Raw genomic sequence first — 19,940 nt, 5'->3', positions numbered from 1 at the left:
TTCAAGCTACCCTGCAAAACGATTTAAATTCGAGAACAGCTCGGTCGCAAAAGACAAAATCGTCGACAGCATCCACGGCCCGAAAATGACGAGTCCCACCAAAACGGCGACAATTTTCGGGATGAACGCAAGAGTCTGTTCCTGTATTTGGGTCGTTGCCTGAAAAACGCTGACGATCAGCCCCACCAGAAGAGCGAGCACAAGCAGCGGCCCGCTGACGAGCAACGTTACGTACACCGCTCTTTCGGCAATCGATATAACAAATTCCGAACTCATTTTCAGCACCTACTCTAAAAGCTTTCCAGCAAAGATTTAACGATTAAATACCAGCCGTCTACAAGGACAAAAAGCAAAATTTTAAACGGCAGCGAGATCATGACCGGAGGAAGCATCATCATCCCCATCGACATCAAAACACTCGCCACTACCATATCGATAATTAAAAACGGAATAAAAATCATAAATCCCATTTGAAATGCGGTTTTTAATTCCGAGATGATGAACGCAGGCACCATTGTTGAAAGCGGAATGTCATCAATGGAGTCGGGCGTTTTCATCTTCGCGTAATTCATAAACAGCGCCAGATCCTTCTGTCTCGTATGCTTGCTCATGAATTGCTTGATCGGAGCCTCGGCTTTTGTATAGGCCTCGTCCAAGCTGATTTTGTTATCCATTAATGGGGTCAGGGCATCTTTGTTAACCTCTGAAAATGTCGGTCCCATAATGAAAAAGGTTAAAAATAATGCGAGTCCGATCAGCACCTGGTTTGGCGGCATCGACTGCGTTGCCAGAGATGTCCGGACAAAAGACAAAACAATGACGATCCTTGTAAAGCACGTCATCATGATCAAAATCCCCGGAGCGATCGAAAACACGGTTAACAGCAGCAGGAGTTTGACGCTGGCGCTGACATTTGCCGCATCGCTTGAATTAAATAAATTGATAAATTCATTCATGTTGATTTTGGCCTTTCTTTCTGCCTTTTGCATGGTTTTGTTTAAGCTCTGCAAGCTGCGCTTTTAACGATTCAGAAAACGAAGGCAGCCCGCCTCGTTTTTGCGCGCCCGGACCTTTGACTTGATCCACCCATTTCTGCCATTCGATCTTGCTGTTCATTGCAGCCTCATGCTGAGCGAGAATTTCTTTTACATCCTGTTCGTCATCGATCTCCTTCAGGAGCTGAATGTTTTCGCCGACACCGACGACAAGCACCCTGTTCCCCACTTTCACCAGCTGTACGGACCTGTTTTGGCCGAGCGGCGCACCGCCGATGTTTTCAACATACTGAAACGGTTTTAACAGCCGGTTTCGTTTATTCATGAATTTGACCAACGCATAGATGAGAAAAATCACAAACAGCAAGGCGCCGATCATTTTGACAAAATCAAATATGGAAACGGAAGGAGACGGTGTCTCCGTCCCTTCCTTAAGAGATTTGCTGCTGCTTGTTTTCTCCGTCTTGTCTTTTTCATTTTTCTGACTGTCTTTGCCGGCCCCTTTATCAAACAGCTGATCAACCGTCTTGTCGCCGGATTCCTCAGCGTGAGCGGGGGCGGCGTGCAAAGCGAGAAAAAGAACGAGACAAATGCCGGCTATGAAAATAAGAGATTTTTTCAACAACTTGTACACCCTTTAGCTCAGCGTTTTATTGATCGCTTCCATTACGCGGTCAGCCTGGAACGGCTTGACGATAAAATCTTTTGCTCCGGCCTGGATCGCGTCAATAACCATGGATTGCTGTCCCATTGCAGAACACATAATGATTTTCGCCTGCGGGTCGATTTCTTTGATTTCTTTCAAAGCGGTAATTCCGTCTTTTTCCGGCATGGTGATGTCCATTGTCACCAAATCCGGTGAATGCTCTTTATATTTTTCAACTGCCTGCGCTCCGTCTTGAGCTTCGGCGACCACTTCAAATCCGTTTTTCACCAAAATATCTTTGATCATCATTCTCATAAATGCTGCATCATCAACTACTAAAATCTTGTAAGCCATTGTTTATCTCTCCTTCATCAATCTGTTGTTATCGTAATTTGCTGATTCGTTCGGCCTGGCTTAAAATGTCTGTTACCCTGACGCCGAAGTTTTCGTCGATGACGACGACCTCACCTTTTGCGACAACCCGCTGGTTAACGAGGATGTCGACGGGTTCACCGGCCAATTTGTCAAGCTCGACGATACTGCCTGTCGACAGCTCCAGCACCTCTTTGACGCTGCGGCTTGTCCTGCCGAGCTCAACCGTCACGGATAAAGGAATGTCCATGAGCATGTCGAGATTGTTCGTAGAGGCGCGGCCTTCAGGCTGCGGATCAAACGACGCAAACTCGGCCGGCGTGACCTGAACGGGCTCGGAAACCTTTGCCGTTCCTTGCCTTTTAGGGGCAGGCTCTTGTTTAGGAGCCGCGCTTTGCGGAGCGGCGGCAGGCGCCGGCTGTACCGGGGCAGGCGGTTGTTCATCAGCCTGTACCGGTTCATCTGCACCCTGCGGCATTGTTAATTCATCTATCAATTCTTTCGCAAACGTAAGCGGGTACAGCTGCATGATATGGGAATCTATCAGCTCTCCGACTTTCAATTTGAAAGAAACTTTAACGAGCGGGTCCTCTTTCGGGATCTGGTCTGTCCCTTCCCCTTCCTTCACGTCAAGAAGGTCTACCTCAGGCGGTGAGATGTCGATCTTCTTGCTGAAGACGGTCGACATGGAAGTCGCTGCTGATCCCATCATTTGGTTCATCGCTTCCTGAACTGCGCTCAAATGAATTTCGCTGAGCGATGGATCTGCGTTTGTCCCGTCTCCCCCCATCATCAGGTCAGCGATGATTGCCGCGTCTTCCTGCTTAATGACCAGAAGGTTGTTTCCTGAAAAGCCTTCCGTATAGCTCACGCCGATCGATACATAAGGATGAGGGAATTCCTCGTTTAAATGGCTCTTTTCAATAACCGAAACGGTCGGTGTTGTGATATCTACTTTCTGGTTTAGCAATGTGGACAAAGCTGTTGCAGAGCTCCCAAAGGAAATGTTTCCGATTTCTCCGATCGTATCCTGTTCCATCGGGGACAGCCCTGATTCCGGCTGCTCCCCGTTATTGTCATCGCCGCCCGTTAGCAGCGCATCAATTTCATCCTGTGATAACCTATTGTTATTCTCCATATTCTTCACCTCTTATGTCGTGATCTAGAATTTGAATCGCAGTTTTTCGATTCATGCGGCCGGCTTGTCCTAGAAATTTCGGTTTATCTCCGACCAAAACAGTAAGAGGTTCTGCTACTGATTTGTCCAAGGTGATACAATCGCCAATTTCTAATTGTAAAAACTCTTCAATTGTGAGTTCCGATTTTCCGAGTTCTGCGACAATCGGAATTCGTGCCGTCATAATCCGCTTTTCGATCGACTTTGTTTCCTCCGGTTTTGGCTCAATTCTGTCAGACTGCATCCAATAATGGACGGAAAGCTTAGGAATAATCGGTTCGAGAACGACGTGCGGGATGCACAGATTGATGACCCCGCTGATATCTCCTATTTGCGTGTTCAATGAAATGACGACAACCGTCTCATTAGGAGAAACCATTTGCACAAACTGCGGATTCACTTCAAAATCGGACATTTCCGGCTCGATTTCCGCGATGGATTCCCAAGCGTCTTTATAGTTCGCAAGACTGCTTTCAAATAGATTGGACATGATTTTCGTCTCAATTTCCGTCATGCTGTCAATTTTGTTATGACTCGTTCCGATCCCGCCCATGACTCTGTCCATCATCGCATAGGCGATGGTTGGATTGATCTCCATCATGATCCTCCCTTCAAGAGGATGAACCTCAAACAGATTGAGGATCGTCATATTCGGAATGGATCTGATGAATTCCTCATACGGAACCTGGTCAACCGAGCTCACCGAAATTTGGATATACGTTCTCAGCTGTGCCGAAAAATAGGTCGTTAACAGCCTCGCAAAATTATCGTGAATCCTTGTTAAACTGCGGATCTGGTCTTTTGAAAAGCGGAGCGCCCGTTTAAAATCGTAAACTTTTACTTTTTTCACGGTCTCTTCTTTTTTCAGCTCATCGGCATCCATTTCTCCGGTCGATATCGCTGAAAGCAATGCATCAATTTCATTTTGGGAGAGCACTTCTCCTGCCATCTTCTTTTTCACCTCCGTGGTCCTGTCAAATATGGTTCCTACTGCAGATTAAAGGAGGTAATGTATACTTTTTTGACTTTGCCCTCTTTCATATACTCTGAGTTCAGCTTATCTTTGAGCTCCTTTTTAAAGGCTTCTCTTCCCTTTTCTCCATCCATTTGGTCAGCTGTCATATTTCCGAGCAGGGAAATGACCGTATCTTTGATTTGGAAATCGCGTTTTTCAAGCTCTTCCTTCGCTATTTTCGAATCGGTTTCAAGCTTGATCGAAAGGCGGACGTAGTTGTCTGATTTCAGGTTTGTCGTGATCTCATCGATTGCGACTGACGACTCGACAACCTCGTCAATCGTCGGTTCCTTTTTTGTATCCTTTTCGCTTGCATTTCCTTTAATGACAAAGAAAGCAGCCGTCCCCAGTGCGGCGATCGCCAACAAAATGATCATCATGATTGCTAGAAGTTTTTTATTCATTCTGATTCCTCAATTCTTTGGTCACAAGAAAGTATGTTGATTTTTTGATAGAATGACACGATGCTTTCTACAACTGTATTCTCGTCTTCTTTGACAACAAATTTTTTTCCGTTTGACAGCGTAATCGTCGTGTCTGGGAAACATTCGATTTGTTCGATTAATAATGCGTTCAGAACAAAGGGTTGTCCGTTTAATCGCGTAACCTTGATCATCGTTTCACAGAAGGCGCCTTATCTAAAGGCGCCCGCCTTCCTCCTTATCGCTTCAGATTGACGAGCTCCTGAAGGATTTCGTCAGAGGTTGTAATGATTTTCGCGTTGGATTGGAAACCGCGCTGCGCGATGATCATTTCGGAGAATTCTTCCGAAAGGTCGACGTTTGACATTTCAAGCGCACCTGTTTGCAATGCTCCTGCTGATCCTTCGCCAGGTGCGACAATCTGCGGAGTTCCAGAGCTTAATGATTCTCGGTAAAGGTTGTCACCAGTTTTGGTTAAACCCGCCGCATTGCTGAACGTCGCAAGTGAGATCTGTCCTGCTGTTACGCTGTTGTTCGTATCCTTATCTACGTATGTCACCGTTCCGTTAGGTGCAATGGCGTAGCTTTTCGCATCATCTACAGGAATTTGAATCTTCTGATTATCAGCCGTTAAGACAAACAGTCCGTCTGCTGTTGTTAAATAGCCTTGATCAGACAACTGGAAGTTCCCGTATCTTGTATAGCTGATCTCGTCCCCTGTGCCGACCCGGAAGTAGCCGTCGCCGGTGATCGCGATGTCTAAGTCTCTACCTGTTGTCCCAGTTGATGCAGGTGAATGAACGGTATCGATCGTGGCAACCGCTGAACCGAGACCGACTTGCTTGCCGTTTACTGATCCCCTGTTGGCAGTTGAAGCAGACGCCCCTGAAATCTGCTGGCTGACGATGTCTTTAAAGGTGACCCTGCTTTTCTTAAATCCTGCAGTATTGACGTTTGAGATGTTGTTTGCTACAACATCAAGCTTCGTCTGAAAGTTTTTCATTCCGCTGATTCCTGAATAAAGTGAACGTAACATGTAGTATTCCTCCCGGTATTCTTTGTTTTTATTTGCTAGCTGCGCCGACGGCGGTCACATTCCATGGGCTCACTTCAGTACCATTGTCGAGAACGAGCTTATATTGGCCGTCTGAGCTTTTCACGGATTTGACGAGCGCGGTTTTTTCTTCTTGATTGTCGCCTTCGTATGTGACTTCTTTTCCAATCCAGCTGACGTACATCGACATCGGGTCTTGGAGGCCGACGAACGTTGACATCGTCGAATTTAAATTCGTCATCTGCTCAAGGCTTGAAAAAGTTGCCATCTGCGCGATGAATTCGCGGTCCTCCATCGGATTTAAAGGATCCTGGTGTTGCAGCTGTGTTACCAGCAGCTTCAAAAAGTCATCCTTGCCTAAGTCGGAGCCTTTTGATTTCGCCGTTTTTGTCGAACTTGCATTCAAAGCCGTCGTTTCGGTTCTTGCGGCAGCTGTTGTTCCAGACATTAAATCTCCTCCTCGTAATCGTGGGTTCGGCTTTCGATGAGCTCTTCTAAAAATTCACGGAAGTCTTCGCCTTCCTGTTGGCTTCGGCTGTCCTGCTTCGGCTGCTGCTGTCTTCCTTGATCATCGGCCGGCTGGCCGAACTGCTGCTGATCTCCGGTTTGCAGCGGAACGCTGAAGCGGTCGATCTGTACCGACATGCTCGGAAGCGCCTGTTTGAGCTGAGCCAGGTTGTGTTCCAAAAGCTCTTTCGCCGACTGTGTCGAAGCGATGATTTTGCTTGAGAACATACCGTGCTGTTTGATCAGTTTTACGGTGATAAATCCCAGATTTTCAGGATTGAGCCGAATCGTAAAGCTGCCTGTCGATTTCCCGAACGGCGTATACTTCATCTGCTTCCAAGAGCCGAGAATCTGATCCGTAAATGCCTTTGACTGTGAAGATGCCGGATCACCGGATGGAGCAGCCTGGCTCGCCTTGAGCAGAAATGATTCTGATTTCTGCTGAACACCTAAGCTTTGCTGGTGGAAAGGCGCCGGTTTTTCATCCGCTTTCGGCCGATCGTCTTTCGGGAGTACGAAAAACGGTTTGCCTGTCACCTGTACATCCGTTTTTTTGCCAAGAAGAAAGGCCTTCAGTTCGCTTTCAGCCATCTTCCATTCCTTTTGTCCCGTGTCCGCGGTGTTTTTCATCATCTGGTCGATGACGCTTTGAAAGCTTTTCAGCTCAGCCTTTGACATCGATAACAGTTTTGATTGGTCAGGATCTTTCGTAAATATTTGACGCTTCAGCTCATCAATGAGCTCGGGCGCGGCTTCCTTATTCTTCAGCATCTCGAGAAATTCGGGCCCTTTTTCCAAAATGGACGAGATTTGCGCCGATTTTTCGAGCGGCTGCTGTTCATAAACGAGCGTGTATAAAAGGTGCTGAATCGTTGCAAGGGCATCTCTGTCAGGCGAGTTGCTTTTCGCCTCATCCCCGTCTGACTCATCAGCAGGTTCAGATGAATTCACGTCTTCAAGACCGGCGGCCGGCGCAGCGCTCTGCTGCAGCAGCGCTGCGATTTTCTTCAGGAGTTCTTCGGCTAATGACACCGTCTCCTGATCTTTCGCCCCCTGGCCGATGAGCGCCTCGAGAGCTTTGAGCAGCTTATCATCCAACTCGCCTGCTGACGTTCCCGACAGCAAATCCTTGATTTTTTGCAAAAGCTCATTCAGGTTGTCCGCATTTTGCGTCATGCCCTGAGCGTTTCCGCTAAACGAGAGGTTTTCTTTTTGCAGCACGCTCTGAAACAGCGTTCCCGCTGACGTTTTCCCATAATTCCCCGACGTTTGCGCCGGCGGCGCCCCGTCAAAAGAGATCATATCCAGGAGCTTCAACTTTTTCCCCCCTCTTATTTATTTTTTTAGTTTTGACAGCTGTTCCGTTATTGCAGCGGCCTTGTCAGGCGCCATTTTTGCAAGGATTTCGCTGATCTTCTGCTTGTTTAATTCATTCAGAATCTTGACAGCTTCTTTTTCATTGAGCTGGCTCAAAATTTTGGCGGCTTTGCCGCTGTCCATGCTTTGGTAAATTTTCACGACTTTTTGCGCCTGCTCATCGCTGTCCGCTTTGCTGCCTGCTTTGTCCTTGCTGTCTTTTTTGCCGTCTTTTTCGAGTTTTTCGAACGAGCGGACTTTTTGATTCAGCCTTTGAATTTCTTCATCGCTTGTCTTAAGGTCGCTTGTCAAGTTTTCGATTTTCGTTTTTTGTTCTTTGATCGTTTTTTGAAGCTCTTCGGTTTGGCTGTTATCATTCTTGCTTGCTGTAGCCGCCTTTTCTTTGTCGTCCGGTACGAGCTCCTTGACGAATGGAATATGTGAGGCAACATCTTTAATGCCTACACCGGAAAGCCACAATCCGACACATGCAATAATGATTAAGAAGATGAACGGAATGACAATCAAAAACAAAAACGTCTGAAATTTACCGGTTTTTTTTTCTTCACTCATCGTGTTCTGCTCCTAATTTCCATGAGTCATAAATTGGGTGATGGATATATCATCCATCTCTTTCATTTCGTTTGCTTTGTTTCGTATTAAGAACATTTCAAGCTGTTTTTCCTTCATTTTTTCAAACTTTTTGAGCTCGATGTTTTTTTCCGTCAAGTCGTGCTGTTTTTCGTTCATTTCGTTTCTTTTCATGATGACCAGCTTTTGGTAGTGGTGAATCGTGTTTTCAAGGTTGGTGACGAACTGCTGATAATGTCTCATTTCCTGAACGCTCATGCCCGACTGCAGCTTGACTTCCTTGTTTTTTTCGAGCGTTTCTTTTTTGTTCATGCTTTCATACAGCTTTTCTGCAACCTTTTCAAATTCGGAAACCGAGTGCTGATATTCAGCGAATGATTGGTCTTTTTCATTTTCCTTAAGCTCCAAAAGCTTTTGAAATTTAAATGAATAGGCCATTCTTATTCCTCTCTTCCTGTAAGACTCTTTAAGAAAGATATGCTGTCTTTCATTGATGCGGTCTCATCTACTTCCTGTTTGAGGAAGCTGATCAGCTTTGGATGAAACTGTATCGCCTCATCGATTTCTCTCGAAGATCCTTTTTTATATGCGCCTATGTTGATTAAATCCTCTGAGTTTTGATAGGTTGATAACAGTTCCCTGAAACGGTTTGCCGCCTTGAGATGGTCTTTTTCAGAAATGTTTCCCATAACCCTGCTGATGCTTTTTAAAATATTGACCGCCGGAAACTGGCCTTTATTCGCCAGATGTCTGTCAAGGACGATATGCCCGTCCAAAATCCCCCTTACCGTATCGGCGATCGGTTCGTTCATATCGTCGCCGTCTACAAGAACCGTGTAGAATGCGGTGATCGAGCCGCTTTCATTTGTTCCTGTTCGTTCTAAGAGCCTAGGTAAAATAGCGAACACTGAAGGTGTATAGCCTTTCGTAGTCGGCGGTTCTCCCGCCGCCAGCCCGATTTCCCTCTGGGCCATGGCGACCCTTGTCACCGAATCCATCATAAACATGACGTTTTGGCCCTTGTCCCGAAAATACTCGGCAATTGCAGTCGCCGTATAGGCCGCTTTCAGCCTCATCAAAGCCGGCTGGTCAGATGTTGCAACGACGACGATCGAGCGCTTTAATCCTTCTTTTCCAAGGTCTTTTTCGATGAATTCGCGCACTTCGCGCCCGCGCTCGCCGACAAGGGCGATGACGTTCAGATCTGCTGCAGTTTGTCTTGCGATCATTCCCATCAGCGTGCTTTTCCCGACGCCGCTTCCCGCGAAGATGCCGACACGCTGCCCTTTTCCGACGCTTAAAAGGCTGTCAATCGATCTGACCCCGACTTCCATTTTTTCTCTGATCGGCGGCCGTTTCATCGGATTTGGCGGGGCCTGCTCCGTCGAAACCGGAGTCAAGCCTTTCGGCAGCATGCTGCCGTCGAGCGGATTTCCAAACGCATCGACAACCTGGCCGATCAAGCCGGCGCCTACCTTGATCCTTAATGATTCACCCGTCGCTTCGACGATGCTGCCCGGTGCGATATTCGACGCTTCAAGGTACGGCATCAGAAGGATATTTTGGTCTTTGAAGCCGACGACTTCCGCTTTAATAACCTTCCGGCTGTCTCCTTTTGTGTAAATTTTGCAGACATCACCGATCGAGCTTTCCGGCCCTTTCGATTCAATCATTAATCCGACGGCCTGTTTTACTTTTCCATAGCGTTTATAAGAATCGGCCGTTTCAATACACTCCAGAAGCTGCTCCATCATCACCGGCTTTCACCCGCCGTTTCAAGCGTATCGAGCAGCTTTTGTTTGAGCTGCTGCAATTGGGTGTCGATGCCGGCGTCGATTCTTCCAAACGCCGTTTCGATATAGCAGGTGCCTTTTGCCGCTTTTTCATCTGCGTAGATCGCGATGTGTGCACCGTATTGAAGCATCTCTTCAAGCTCATTTTTATGGCTCTGAACCTCTATGTAATATTCCGGGTCCACATAAATGGAAATCTCGTCAAACTCCTTCATTTCAGACAGCACCTGTTTGACAAGGACGATGAAGGCTTCTTTGTCATCAGGCTTTTGATTCCATACTTTTTTCGCCAGGGAAACGGCAAGCGTAATGATGTCTTCCGCAGATTGCTCGATTTTTTGCTCATAATCCTGTCTTGCTGCCCTGACGATGGCGTTTGCACCTTCCAAATAGGATTGATAGGATTTTTCCGCCTCAGCCTTCCCCAGTTCAAAACCTGCCTCATAGCCTTCTTTTTTCGCCTGTTCGATTAAGGCTTCGCGTTCTGCTTCCCAGCCTTTTCTTTCCTGTTCGATTTGCCGGCGGATTTGTTCGAGTTCAACATTCGCCTTTTCGTGAATTTCCTTTGCTTCTTGCTGTGCCTTGTTAATAAGGAGCTCGGGGCTTTCTTCGGCAGCCAGATCGGCCGCCGTTTCAGGAAGCTTAATTTCTTTTAAAGAAATCTTTCGCTTTTTTTGCTCGGGAACGGATGATATTCGCTGTTTAATGATATTAGACAATGATATCATCCCCTCCGCCTCTGGCGATTACGATTTCACCCGCTTCTTCCAGTCTCCGGATGACGCTTACGATTCTGGACTGAGCCTCTTCGACATCGCGCAGACGGACAGGTCCCATGAATTCCATTTCCTCTTTAAACGTTTCAGCCATACGCTGTGACATATTGCTGAAGACGATGTCTTTGACCTCTTCGCTCGCGACCTTCAAGGACAGAAGCAGATCGTCGTTTTCGACATCGCGGATAACCCTTTGAATGGCCCGGTTGTCAAGCGTAACGATATCTTCGAAGACGAACATCCTCTTCTTAATTTCGTCAGCAAGCTCAGGATCCTGAATTTCCAGGGAATCAAGGATCGTTTTTTCCGTTCCCCTGTCAACTCCGTTTAATACTTCCACAACCGCTTCTATGCCGCCGGTCTGCGTGTAATCCTGAGTGAAGGTCGATGAAAGCTTCTGCTCCAAAATCTGCTCCACTTCGTTGATGATTTCCGGTGACGTCCGGTCCATGACGGCGATCCGCCTTGCGACCTCAGCCTGCACGTCCTGATTCAGTTCCGACAGGATCTGTCCGGACTGCACAGGATCAAGATAGGATAAGATCAAAGCGATCGTCTGTGGATGCTCGTGCTGAATAAAGTTCAGAATTTGTTCAGGATCAGCTTTTCTGGCAAAATCAAACGGCCTGACCTGCAAGGATGATGTGAGCCTGTTGATAATGCTGGACGCCTTTTCTTCGCCAAGCGCCTTATCCAAGACTTGTTTCGCGTAATGGATCCCGCCTTGGGAAATGTACTCCTGGGCGATAGCCGTTTCATGAAATTCCTGAATAATTTCGTCTTTTTTCTGAGGCGAAACAGATCTGACATTTGATATTTCAAGCGTCAGCCTTTCAATTTCTTCGTCGGTTAAATGTTTGTAAACGGACGCTGACACATCAAGCCCTAAGGATATCATGAGGATGGCCGCTTTTTGCTTGCCTGTAAGCTTGTCTTGTTTCATTTTTGACATTTCAAAACTCCTCCTAATCCTCGGTCAGCCAGCTGCGTAGTAATTTTGCGAATTCTTCCGGTTTGTCTTTCGCCATTTTTTCAAGCTGTTTTCGTCTGACGGTTTCTTCAGTCTCTTTTTCATTGTTAACGTCCGCAACTTTTATCGGTTCCTGAGGCGTTTCATACCATTCTTCTTCATATTCCTCGTCGTCATTTTTGCGTCTTCTCACAAGCCAGAAAATCAAACCGATCAGCGCGATCAAGACCGCTCCGCCTGCAATATAAACCCAAAGCGGAATGCCGCCGGTATCCTTTGCCGTATCGACCGCTGCTTTTCCATCGAACTGTTCGACGGATACGACGATTTTATTTTGAAGATCTTCGTCTGACAGGTTATTATTCTCTGATTTGTCAATCGATGTGCGGACGATTGTAGAAAGAATGTTTTTAATATCGTCCTGCCGTTCCTGCGTCAGAGAAGCCGGTTTTTTTGGATCAGGCGGTTCAACTAAAACTTGAATGCCTAAATCTCTGACTTTATAAGGGCTTTCTGCGATTTCTTTATGAATCTTGTTAACTTCGTAATTGAGACGGTCTTCGCTTTTTTCGTAATTTCCGTTATTATTGCCGTCCTCAGTTTCGGCATAATTGGTGACGTCTTGGTCACCTGTGCCGTTGACTCCGCCCGCCTGAGCCCCGTCACCAGAGTATGTTTCGCTGATTTTTTCCGAGCTTACGACGATGCCTGCCATATTTTCCTTGTCTACAGGCTCAACAAGGTCTTCTTTTCTTTTTTCCTGCGTAAAGTCGATGTCTGTCGTAACAGATACCGCGACTTTATCCTGACCCATCATCGTGCCGAGCAGGCTTTGAACCTGTCTTTGAAGATCTTTTTCGATCTGCGTCTTGATCTCGCGCTGAGATGCATATGTATCTCCCGCCGTAGCTCCGGCGCCCTCGCTGTTTTGATCATAGTAATTCGAATTTTGATCCATGATGACAATGTTTTTCGGGTCAAGATTCGGCACGCTTTTAGAGACCAGATGATACAGGCCGTTGATCTGGCTTTTGTCGAGCGTATAGCCCGGCTTGATCTGCAGGACGATCGACGCGGAAGCTTCCGGTTTTTCTTCTCCGATAAAAACGGAATCCTTCGGCATGTTGATCATTACTTTTGCATCCTTGATCCCATCCATGCCTTTGATTAAGTTGGACAATTCCGTCTGCGTCGCCTCGGCTTTTAATACGTCAAACTCATTGTCCGTCATGCCGAAGCTGGCGTTTTGGCTGAAGAATGAATAATCAATGTTTCCGCTTTTCGGCAGCCCCTGGGCCGCCAGTTCGACTTTCAGCGAATCCACCTGCTCTTCAGGGACCTTGATAACGGTACCGTTATCCGCCAGTTCGGAAGAGACGCTCTTTTCATCGAGCACTTGTTTAATCTGTCCTGCCTCTTCAGCAGATAGGTCTTTGTAGAGAGGAACCATCTTCTCTGATGAAGCAAAAATGGCGATGATGATGGTAAAGATGACGGCTGCTGCAAAGCCGCCGATCATCAATATTTTTTGCAGCTTCGATCTTTTATTCCAAAAATCGGTTATTTTTGTTTTAATTTGCGTTAAAGTACGATTCATCTTACTCCCCCGGTAGTTACACTAATTCTCTTCGCTTTCAGACTCCTTTCCTACATTTGCATTCTCATAATTTCCTGATAAGCCTCCACCGCTTTGTTGCGGAATTCTGTCGCTGCTGTTAATGTTACGTTTGCTTTTTGAGCCGCGATCATGACTTCGTCAAGATTGACATTCTGACCGAGCGCCAGCGCGTTTGTCAGTTTATCAGATTCATTTTGAGATTGATTCAGAGCATTGATAGAATCTTTCAGCACATTTGAAAAGCTGGTTTGGTTTGCGGAACCTGCTTGATTGTTGTTGATTTGATTAGTTGCGTCTGTTCCTGCCTGCGCGGCTTGAACCTGGAACGGAGAGATTCCGTTGATCATAAGTTCATCACCCTACTTTCCGATTTCTAATGCTTTCATGAGCATTCCTTTTGTTGCATTCATTGCAGTGACATTTGCTTCGTAAGATCTCGTGCTGCTCATCAAGTCGACCATTTCCTTCAGGGGATCGACATTCGGCATTTGTACATAGCCGTCTTTATTTGCGTCAGGGTGTGTCGGATCATAAACAAGCTTAAAAGGCGTTTTATCTTCGCTGATTTTTGTTACTTTGACCCCTTCACCGATTCTGCTTGATGCATTCATCGATGACTCCAGAACGGATGAGAAGGACTCGCCTTTCGGAGCCGTCGATACAAGCTTCCGCCTGTAGGGCTGCCATTCTCCATTCACCTTCTCGGCTCTTGTTGTATCCATGTTCGCAAGGTTGGAAGAAACGGTGTCCATTCGGACCCGCTGAGCAGTCAAGGCAGAAGCTGAGATGTTGATGCTACTAAATACCCCCATCATTTACCTCCCGTAATTGCTGTTTTCAGCGAGTTGAATTTTCCGCTGATTCTTTCAACTAGTGCTTGGTACTGAATTTGGTTTTCAGCCATTTTACTCATTTCCTGATCGATATCCACGTTGTTTCTATTCTGCTGGTATGATGTTTGTTTGCTCGACACGATTGAATAATTAGACTCATTACCTTTAAAGTCAATATGTCTATAGTCTGTTTTCATTGCATCTATCCGGGAGGACTCCTCATTCAGCATGTTTTTAAAGGATACTTTTTTCGCCTTGTAGTTCGGTGTATCTACATTGGCGATATTGTCGGATATGACTTTTTGCTTAACATTCGCTCGTTGCAAGGCTCCTTCAAGTGTTTTAATCGTTCCTGAAAATATATCCACCGCCAAATACCTCCAATCTTTTTCCATCTGTCTTAAAATCTTGTCGAGAATTGTAAAAACCATAAGCCTATTGTAAGAAATAATAGGCTTAAAGTCTATGATCTGACAGCAAAAAAAAATCGTAATATATATCTATTTTACGAATAGGTATTTTGACCTAGATTGTAAGAACTATGTTTTTTAAATGAAATTGAGCTTCCTAAAAAATATTCTGATATATTTTTTAGGAAGCTCAAATATCCGACAATATTGGGTTTTTTGTTTCAGGAAATTACAATAATATAATTTAACAGTGACGACAAAAAAAGGCTGCAGAACAAAATGCTCTGCAGCCTTTTCGATTAATGAGACTTTAGTTTTTCAAGCTCCATCAGGAATTTGTTGTTCAGGACTTTAATGTATGTGCCTTTCATCCCTAATGAGCGGGACTCAATAACGCCTGCGCTTTCGAGTTTTCTCAGCGCATTTACGATAACCGAGCGTGTAATGCCGACGCGGTCTGCAATTTTACTTGCAACGAGCAGTCCTTCGTTCCCATCTAGCTCCTCGAAGATATGTTCAATCGCTTCAAGCTCGCTGTAAGATAATGAACTGATCGCCATTTGAACGACAGCCTTGCTGCGGGCTTCCTCTTCGATTTCTTCGGCTTTCTCTCTGAGAATCTCCATTCCGACAACCGTTGCGCCATATTCGGCAAGGATCAGATCATCGTCTTCAAATTTTTCCTGAAGACGGGAAAGAATCAACGTTCCGAGCCTTTCTCCTCCGCCGATGATCGGTACGATCGTTGTCAACCCTGCTTGGAAAAGATCGCGGTTTTCGACAGGGAACGCCGTATATTCGCTGTTAATGTCGAGGTTTGATGACGTTTCCGGAATGTTGAACAGGCTTTTTGTGTAATCTTCAGGGAACTGGCGTTCTTCAAGCATTTTTTTCATCCGGTCGTTTTCGATCTGCTGGTTGATAGAGAAACCGAGAAGTTTTCCTCTGCGGCTGACGACGAAAATGTTCGAATCAATCACATCGCGAAGCGTTTCGGCCATTTCTTTGAAATTAACCGGCTTCCCTGCCGCATTTTGCAGCATTGCATTAATCTTTCTTGTTTTTTGTAATAAAGCCATAATAAATGATCCTCCTAAATTACTCGTATTTAATTGTTTATAAAATAAACTGGCTTAAATCCTTATTCTTGGCGATCGAACCTAGCTTTTCTTCGACATACTGCGGCGTGATAACCACTTGTTCCATCATCACGTCCGGAGCCTCAAATGACAGTTCCTCCAATAGCCGTTCCAAAATCGTATGGAGTCTCCGCGCTCCGATATTATCTGTGTCCTGATTCACGTGATAAGCCACTTCTGCAATCTTACGAATAGCATCGTCAGAAAATTCAAGAGATATACCTTCAGTCTTTAATAAAGCTTTATACTGTTTCAGAAGCGCGTTATCAGGTTCGGTTAAAATTTTGACAAAATCATCGATGCTCAGCTTTTTCAGTTCGACGCGGATCGGAAAACGTCCCTGAAGCTCAGGGATCAAATCAGACGGCTTTGCCATATGGAATGCACCCGCCGCAATGAACAGCACATGATCTGTTTTGACCGCTCCGTACTTCGTCATGACGGTCGAGCCTTCGACGATCGGCAGAATATCGCGTTGTACGCCTTCCCTTGATACATCCGCCGAAGAGGAAGCTCCGCTTTTTTTGGCGATTTTGTCGATTTCATCAATGAAAATGATCCCTGATTGTTCGGCTCTTATCACCGCTTCCTGAGCCGCTTCGTCCATATCGATAAGCTTGGCGGCCTCTTCGTTCGTCAGCACCTTTCTCGCTTCCCTGACGGTGAGCTTGCGGCGCTTTTTCCTTTTCGGCATCAGGCTGCTGAGGGCATCCTGCATGTTCATGCCCATCTGTTCCATTCCTGAACCTTGGAGCATATCAAACATCGAAGGCTGCTGCTCTTCAACCTCGACTGTGACGTAATGGTCCTCAAGTTCGCCGAGAACGAGCTGATGCGCAATACGCTTCCGTTTGTTTTCGATATCTGATTCTTCCTGCTTTTCCGCTTCGTCGTTTTGCTGATCCTGATTTCCGCCAAACAGCATTTCAAAAGGATTTTTGGCTCCTGCCTGTTTTTTTCTTCCGGGAACAAGCAGGCGCACGAGCCGTTTATTCGCGTTTTCCTCGGCGATGCCTTTGACTTCATTCATTTTTTCCTCTTTGACAAGGCGTACGGATGTTTCGACAAGATCCCTGACCATTGACTCAACATCACGGCCGACATAGCCGACCTCCGTGAATTTCGTCGCTTCGACTTTAACAAACGGCGCGCCTACGAGCTTGGCAATCCGCCTTGCAATTTCGGTTTTTCCTACTCCTGTCGGGCCCATCATCAATATGTTCTTCGGAACGATTTCTTCGCGCAGCTTTTCATCGAGAAGACTTCTTCTGTAGCGATTTCTCAAAGCGACGGCGACCGCTTTTTTTGCGTCGAGCTGGCCGATGATGTACTGGTCAAGCCGTTCAACAATCTGTCTCGGCGTCAGCGGCTTTTTTTCCATATGCCTCATATCCTTTCTATTCAAGTTCTTCTACAATGATCTGATCGTTCGTATACACACAGATTTCGCCCGCAGTTTCGAGTGATGCCTTTGCAATCTCTTTTGCGGTCAGGCCTGAGGCATGGCGTTTCAGAGCCCGGCCTGCGGCAAGGGCATAGTTCCCGCCGGAGCCGATCGCAAGGATGCCGTCATCCGGTTCGATCACTTCCCCCGTTCCGGAAACGAGCAGAAGGCTGTCGGCATTCATCACGATCAGCATCGCTTCAAGCTTTCTGAGAATTTTATCGCTTCGCCACTCCTTCGCAAGCTCCACAGCCGCCCGCTGGAGATTGCCGTTGTACTCCTCAAGCTTCGCCTCAAACATTTCAAAAAGAGTGAAAGCGTCTGCAACAGAACCCGCAAAACCCGCGAGCACTTTTCCGTTAAACAGCTTCCTTACCTTTCTTGCCGTATGCTTCATGACGACAGCCTGACCGAACGTGACCTGGCCGTCACCCGCCATGGCGCATTTTCCGTTATGCCGGATGGCAAATATCGTTGTTGCATGAAAAGATGACATAAAAGAACCTCCTTTATTTCCCTTTTTGAGCACGGGGGTGGTGAGACATATACGCCTTTCTGAGCATGTCTTTCGATACATGTGTATACACCTGGGTGGAAGAAAGATTTGAATGTCCCAAAAGCTCCTGTACGCTCCGCAAATCGGCCCCCTCATTTAATAAATGGGTGGCAAACGTATGGCGAAGCATATGCGGATGTATATGTAACGTACCCGAAGTCTTCTTGACCAGCTCATCCAAAATATAGCGGACCCCCCTTGAAGTTAAAGGGCCCCCCCTTTGATTTAAAAAGACAAAAGGGCTGGGCTCCTTTGCTTTTGCCAGGAGGACGCGCCTTCCATTTTGAAAATATAGATCCAAAGCCTCGCGGGCATAGGAACCAAATGGAATATACCTTTGCTTTTTCCCTTTCCCGTGAACCAATACCGTATCCAAAAACAGATCGACTTCGGATTCCTTTAAGCTGCAAAGTTCGCTCACCCGCATGCCTGTAGCATAAAGAAGTTCCAGCAGCGCTTGGTTTCTTTGGCCAAGCGGCGTGTCCAAATCAGACATTCGAAACAGTTCTTCAAGCTCCTTTTCATACAAAAACTTCGGAATTCTTTTGTCCTGTTTCGGAAGACTGACGAGCAGAAACGGGTTTTCTTTAACTAATTTTTCCCTTAATAAAAATTTATAGAAGCTTCGCAGAGCGGATATTTTCTTGCTGATCGTTCTGCGTGTGAGCCCTTTTTCATGAGCCTCCGTCAAAAAAATCCTTACATCTGGATAGGTGACGTCTTCAAAGCCCTTTATTCCCTGAACTTTTAAAAAGGATTCAAATTCCTCTATGGAAGAAATGTAACCCACAATTGTATATTTTGAATAATTCTTTTCTATTTGTAAATATTCAATGAATAAAGTTAAAAAATTCTTAACATTTGCCATGACTCCACCTCGCCGAAAAGGGCTTTTAAATGGTATCACATAACAAGTTGATCATGCAATGAATAACTATAGTGTTTTCGCAATATTTCGAATCGTTTCCAAGGCGCGCAAAGCGTACTGTTCATTTCGTTCCTGTTTATTTTTAATTTTAACCCCCAGGTCCTTAAAAAGCCCGAAATTCGCATTCATCGGCTGAAAATTCTTCTTGTTCGTTTCCGTAATGTAGTGGGCCATGCTGCCGATTGCCGTTTCACCTGAAAACGTGACAGGCTCTTTGCCCATGACGAGGTGCGCGGCGTTGATACCGGCGACAAGCCCTGATGCCGCTGACTCCACATAGCCTTCAACTCCGGTCATCTGTCCGGCAAAGAACAGATCGTTCCGCTTTTTGAACTGATACGTCGGTTTTAAAAGGCTCGGCGAGTTGATGAACGTATTTCTGTGCATGACGCCGTAGCGGACGATTTCAGCCTGTTCCAGCCCCGGAATCAGACGTAGAACCTCTTTTTGATCGCCCCATTTCAAGTGCGTTTGAAACCCGACGATGTTATAGAGCGTGCCTGCGGCATCGTCCTGCCTGAGCTGAACGACAGCATACGGACGTTTTCCCGTTTTCGGATCTTCCAGGCCAACCGGTTTCATCGGTCCGAAAAGCATCGTTTTTTTGCCCCGTTTGGCCATTACTTCAATCGGCATACAGCCTTCGAAAAAGATCTCTTTTTCAAACTCTTTCAGCGGAACGGTTTCCGCGGACACGAGCGCATCATAGAAGCGGTCGAATTCCTCTTCTGTCATCGGACAGTTCAGGTATGCGGCTTCGCCTTTATCATAGCGCGATTTTAAATATACTTTATCCATATCAAGGCTGTCCTTTTCGACAATCGGCGCTGCGGCGTCATAAAAATACAGGTAGTCCTCACCGGTCAGCTCCCGGAGCTGCCCCGACAACGCCTCGGAAGTGAGCGGGCCTGTCGCGATGATCGTCGGTCCTTCCGGAATCGATGTCACCTCTTCATTAATAACGGTCACATTCGGATGATTCTTCACTTTATCCGTCACGTTTGCGGCAAATTCGTGTCTGTCCACGGCAAGCGCTCCGCCGGCCGGTACTGAGCACTCATCGGCAGCGGCGATAATCGCCGAATCAAGAATCCGCATTTCTTCCTTTAATACGCCGACGGCATTCGTTAAAGAATTGGCGCGAAGGGAATTGCTGCAGACAAGTTCTGCGAATTTGTCAGTATGATGTGCCGGCGTCTGCTTGACGGGCCTCATTTCGTACAGGCGGACGCTAATCCCACGTTTAGCAAGCTGCCATGCTGCTTCGCTTCCGGCAAGTCCGGCCCCGATGACGTTAACTGTTTGATTCATGTTTTACATCTCCTAATTTATGAATTG

Annotated in this window: 25 protein-coding genes; all 25 read right to left on the bottom strand. The window is 46.4% G+C overall.

The genetic code is table 11. From position 1 onward, the window contains the following. Positions 1-6 precede the first annotated feature (6 nt). The gene (fliQ, locus tag AB447_RS10480; protein WP_048354607.1) at positions 7-276 is read right to left on the bottom strand and encodes a flagellar biosynthesis protein FliQ; all 270 of its coding nucleotides are present in this window, start codon (positions 274-276) and stop codon (positions 7-9) included. A gap of 14 nt (positions 277-290) precedes the next feature. After that, entirely contained in the window at positions 291-956 is a 666-nt protein-coding gene (fliP, locus tag AB447_RS10475) for a flagellar type III secretion system pore protein FliP (protein WP_048354666.1), read from the bottom strand. Continuing rightward, a complete protein-coding gene (fliZ, locus tag AB447_RS10470; RefSeq protein WP_048354667.1) occupies positions 949-1,617 on the bottom strand; it encodes a flagella biosynthesis regulatory protein FliZ in 669 nt (222 codons plus the stop codon). The genes fliP and fliZ overlap by 8 nt, the downstream gene beginning before the upstream one ends. Positions 1,618-1,632: 15 nt before the next feature. Next, positions 1,633-1,995 (bottom strand): response regulator, encoded by a 363-nt coding sequence (locus tag AB447_RS10465; RefSeq protein ID WP_003181796.1) that lies wholly within the window; start codon positions 1,993-1,995, stop codon positions 1,633-1,635. Positions 1,996-2,023: 28 nt separating this feature from the next. Continuing rightward, the gene (fliY, locus tag AB447_RS10460; RefSeq protein WP_048354608.1) at positions 2,024-3,151 is read right to left on the bottom strand and encodes a flagellar motor switch phosphatase FliY; all 1,128 of its coding nucleotides are present in this window, start codon (positions 3,149-3,151) and stop codon (positions 2,024-2,026) included. Next, positions 3,141-4,139: a flagellar motor switch protein FliM gene (gene fliM / locus AB447_RS10455; protein WP_046128953.1), complete on the bottom strand. Its 999-nt coding sequence runs from the start codon at positions 4,137-4,139 to the stop codon at positions 3,141-3,143. The genes fliY and fliM overlap by 11 nt, the downstream gene beginning before the upstream one ends. A 38-nt stretch (positions 4,140-4,177) precedes the next feature. Continuing rightward, a complete protein-coding gene (fliL, locus tag AB447_RS10450; RefSeq protein WP_048354609.1) occupies positions 4,178-4,609 on the bottom strand; it encodes a flagellar basal body-associated protein FliL in 432 nt (143 codons plus the stop codon). After that, a complete protein-coding gene (swrD, locus tag AB447_RS10445) occupies positions 4,606-4,821 on the bottom strand; it encodes a swarming motility protein SwrD (RefSeq protein WP_048354610.1) in 216 nt (71 codons plus the stop codon). The genes fliL and swrD overlap by 4 nt, the downstream gene beginning before the upstream one ends. Positions 4,822-4,865: 44 nt before the next feature. Further along, a complete protein-coding gene (gene flgG / locus AB447_RS10440) occupies positions 4,866-5,663 on the bottom strand; it encodes a flagellar basal body rod protein FlgG (protein ID WP_048354611.1) in 798 nt (265 codons plus the stop codon). A gap of 28 nt (positions 5,664-5,691) precedes the next feature. Next, positions 5,692-6,129, bottom strand: coding sequence for a flagellar hook assembly protein FlgD (flgD, locus tag AB447_RS10435; RefSeq protein ID WP_048354612.1), 438 nt, complete (start codon positions 6,127-6,129; stop codon positions 5,692-5,694). Next, a complete protein-coding gene (locus AB447_RS10430) occupies positions 6,129-7,505 on the bottom strand; it encodes a flagellar hook-length control protein FliK (protein WP_048354613.1) in 1,377 nt (458 codons plus the stop codon). The genes flgD and AB447_RS10430 overlap by 1 nt, the downstream gene beginning before the upstream one ends. An 18-nt stretch (positions 7,506-7,523) precedes the next feature. Beyond that, on the bottom strand, positions 7,524-8,117 hold the full coding sequence (locus tag AB447_RS10425) for a MotE family protein (protein ID WP_048354614.1): 594 nt from the start codon (positions 8,115-8,117) through the stop codon (positions 7,524-7,526). A gap of 12 nt (positions 8,118-8,129) precedes the next feature. Continuing rightward, on the bottom strand, positions 8,130-8,573 hold the full coding sequence (gene fliJ, locus AB447_RS10420) for a flagellar export protein FliJ (RefSeq protein ID WP_048354615.1): 444 nt from the start codon (positions 8,571-8,573) through the stop codon (positions 8,130-8,132). A 2-nt stretch (positions 8,574-8,575) separates the two neighbouring features. Continuing rightward, the gene (fliI, locus tag AB447_RS10415) at positions 8,576-9,889 is read right to left on the bottom strand and encodes a flagellar protein export ATPase FliI (RefSeq protein WP_048406947.1); all 1,314 of its coding nucleotides are present in this window, start codon (positions 9,887-9,889) and stop codon (positions 8,576-8,578) included. Then, positions 9,889-10,656: a flagellar assembly protein FliH gene (gene fliH, locus AB447_RS10410; protein WP_082142516.1), complete on the bottom strand. Its 768-nt coding sequence runs from the start codon at positions 10,654-10,656 to the stop codon at positions 9,889-9,891. Before fliH ends, fliI begins: the two co-directional genes overlap by 1 nt. Beyond that, the gene (gene fliG / locus AB447_RS10405; protein WP_048354617.1) at positions 10,640-11,656 is read right to left on the bottom strand and encodes a flagellar motor switch protein FliG; all 1,017 of its coding nucleotides are present in this window, start codon (positions 11,654-11,656) and stop codon (positions 10,640-10,642) included. Before fliG ends, fliH begins: the two co-directional genes overlap by 17 nt. Before the next feature lie 13 nt (positions 11,657-11,669). Next, complete coding sequence (fliF, locus tag AB447_RS10400; RefSeq protein ID WP_057957555.1) at positions 11,670-13,271, bottom strand: flagellar basal-body MS-ring/collar protein FliF; 1,602 nt, start codon at positions 13,269-13,271, stop codon at positions 11,670-11,672. Positions 13,272-13,321: 50 nt separating this feature from the next. Continuing rightward, positions 13,322-13,639 (bottom strand): flagellar hook-basal body complex protein FliE, encoded by a 318-nt coding sequence (fliE, locus tag AB447_RS10395; RefSeq protein WP_048354618.1) that lies wholly within the window; start codon positions 13,637-13,639, stop codon positions 13,322-13,324. Positions 13,640-13,651: 12 nt separating this feature from the next. Next, positions 13,652-14,104 carry a flagellar basal body rod protein FlgC gene (gene flgC, locus AB447_RS10390; protein ID WP_048354619.1) on the bottom strand — a complete coding sequence of 151 codons (453 nt, stop codon included), beginning with the start codon at positions 14,102-14,104 and terminating at the stop codon, positions 13,652-13,654. Then, positions 14,104-14,493: a flagellar basal body rod protein FlgB gene (gene flgB, locus AB447_RS10385; protein WP_048354620.1), complete on the bottom strand. Its 390-nt coding sequence runs from the start codon at positions 14,491-14,493 to the stop codon at positions 14,104-14,106. Before flgB ends, flgC begins: the two co-directional genes overlap by 1 nt. Before the next feature lie 341 nt (positions 14,494-14,834). Beyond that, positions 14,835-15,614: a GTP-sensing pleiotropic transcriptional regulator CodY gene (gene codY, locus AB447_RS10380; RefSeq protein ID WP_006638180.1), complete on the bottom strand. Its 780-nt coding sequence runs from the start codon at positions 15,612-15,614 to the stop codon at positions 14,835-14,837. Positions 15,615-15,651: 37 nt separating this feature from the next. After that, positions 15,652-17,055 carry an HslU--HslV peptidase ATPase subunit gene (gene hslU / locus AB447_RS10375; protein ID WP_048354621.1) on the bottom strand — a complete coding sequence of 468 codons (1,404 nt, stop codon included), beginning with the start codon at positions 17,053-17,055 and terminating at the stop codon, positions 15,652-15,654. 16 nt (positions 17,056-17,071) lie between these two features. Beyond that, positions 17,072-17,614, bottom strand: coding sequence for an ATP-dependent protease subunit HslV (gene hslV, locus AB447_RS10370; RefSeq protein WP_048354622.1), 543 nt, complete (start codon positions 17,612-17,614; stop codon positions 17,072-17,074). Between the two features lie 13 nt (positions 17,615-17,627). Continuing rightward, positions 17,628-18,542 carry a tyrosine recombinase XerC gene (gene xerC / locus AB447_RS10365; RefSeq protein ID WP_048407238.1) on the bottom strand — a complete coding sequence of 305 codons (915 nt, stop codon included), beginning with the start codon at positions 18,540-18,542 and terminating at the stop codon, positions 17,628-17,630. A gap of 66 nt (positions 18,543-18,608) precedes the next feature. Continuing rightward, a complete protein-coding gene (gene trmFO, locus AB447_RS10360; protein WP_048354623.1) occupies positions 18,609-19,913 on the bottom strand; it encodes an FADH(2)-oxidizing methylenetetrahydrofolate--tRNA-(uracil(54)-C(5))-methyltransferase TrmFO in 1,305 nt (434 codons plus the stop codon). Between the last annotated feature and the right edge of the window lie 27 nt (positions 19,914-19,940).

The sequence above is a fragment of the Bacillus glycinifermentans genome (genome assembly GCF_001042475.2).
Lineage (GTDB): Bacteria > Bacillota > Bacilli > Bacillales > Bacillaceae > Bacillus > Bacillus glycinifermentans.
The sequence above is the reverse complement of the archived record's forward strand: the minus strand, read 5'-3'. Positions and strand labels throughout refer to the sequence as shown.

Excerpts from the sequence above, each read along its gene's own strand:
- fliQ (WP_048354607.1), bottom strand. The coding sequence starts at position 276 with ATGAGTTCGGAATTTGTTATATCGATTGCCGAAAGAGCGGTGTACGTA.
- hslU (WP_048354621.1), bottom strand. The coding sequence starts at position 17,055 with ATGGAAAAAAAGCCGCTGACGCCGAGACAGATTGTTGAACGGCTTGAC.
- AB447_RS10425 (WP_048354614.1), bottom strand. The coding sequence starts at position 8,117 with ATGAGTGAAGAAAAAAAAACCGGTAAATTTCAGACGTTTTTGTTTTTG.
- flgG (WP_048354611.1), bottom strand. The coding sequence starts at position 5,663 with ATGTTACGTTCACTTTATTCAGGAATCAGCGGAATGAAAAACTTTCAG.
- fliP (WP_048354666.1), bottom strand. The coding sequence starts at position 956 with ATGAATGAATTTATCAATTTATTTAATTCAAGCGATGCGGCAAATGTC.
- trmFO (WP_048354623.1), bottom strand. The coding sequence starts at position 19,913 with ATGAATCAAACAGTTAACGTCATCGGGGCCGGACTTGCCGGAAGCGAA.
- fliY (WP_048354608.1), bottom strand. The coding sequence starts at position 3,151 with ATGGAGAATAACAATAGGTTATCACAGGATGAAATTGATGCGCTGCTA.
- flgD (WP_048354612.1), bottom strand. The coding sequence starts at position 6,129 with ATGTCTGGAACAACAGCTGCCGCAAGAACCGAAACGACGGCTTTGAAT.
- fliI (WP_048406947.1), bottom strand. The coding sequence starts at position 9,889 with ATGATGGAGCAGCTTCTGGAGTGTATTGAAACGGCCGATTCTTATAAA.
- AB447_RS10465 (WP_003181796.1), bottom strand. The coding sequence starts at position 1,995 with ATGGCTTACAAGATTTTAGTAGTTGATGATGCAGCATTTATGAGAATG.
- fliH (WP_082142516.1), bottom strand. The coding sequence starts at position 10,656 with ATGATATCATTGTCTAATATCATTAAACAGCGAATATCATCCGTTCCC.
- fliE (WP_048354618.1), bottom strand. The coding sequence starts at position 13,639 with ATGATCAACGGAATCTCTCCGTTCCAGGTTCAAGCCGCGCAGGCAGGA.
- fliL (WP_048354609.1), bottom strand. The coding sequence starts at position 4,609 with ATGAATAAAAAACTTCTAGCAATCATGATGATCATTTTGTTGGCGATC.
- codY (WP_006638180.1), bottom strand. The coding sequence starts at position 15,614 with ATGGCTTTATTACAAAAAACAAGAAAGATTAATGCAATGCTGCAAAAT.
- fliM (WP_046128953.1), bottom strand. The coding sequence starts at position 4,139 with ATGGCAGGAGAAGTGCTCTCCCAAAATGAAATTGATGCATTGCTTTCA.
- hslV (WP_048354622.1), bottom strand. The coding sequence starts at position 17,614 with ATGTCATCTTTTCATGCAACAACGATATTTGCCATCCGGCATAACGGA.
- flgC (WP_048354619.1), bottom strand. The coding sequence starts at position 14,104 with ATGGGGGTATTTAGTAGCATCAACATCTCAGCTTCTGCCTTGACTGCT.
- fliJ (WP_048354615.1), bottom strand. The coding sequence starts at position 8,573 with ATGGCCTATTCATTTAAATTTCAAAAGCTTTTGGAGCTTAAGGAAAAT.
- swrD (WP_048354610.1), bottom strand. The coding sequence starts at position 4,821 with ATGATCAAGGTTACGCGATTAAACGGACAACCCTTTGTTCTGAACGCA.
- fliF (WP_057957555.1), bottom strand. The coding sequence starts at position 13,271 with ATGAATCGTACTTTAACGCAAATTAAAACAAAAATAACCGATTTTTGG.
- xerC (WP_048407238.1), bottom strand. The coding sequence starts at position 18,542 with ATGGCAAATGTTAAGAATTTTTTAACTTTATTCATTGAATATTTACAA.
- fliG (WP_048354617.1), bottom strand. The coding sequence starts at position 11,656 with ATGTCAAAAATGAAACAAGACAAGCTTACAGGCAAGCAAAAAGCGGCC.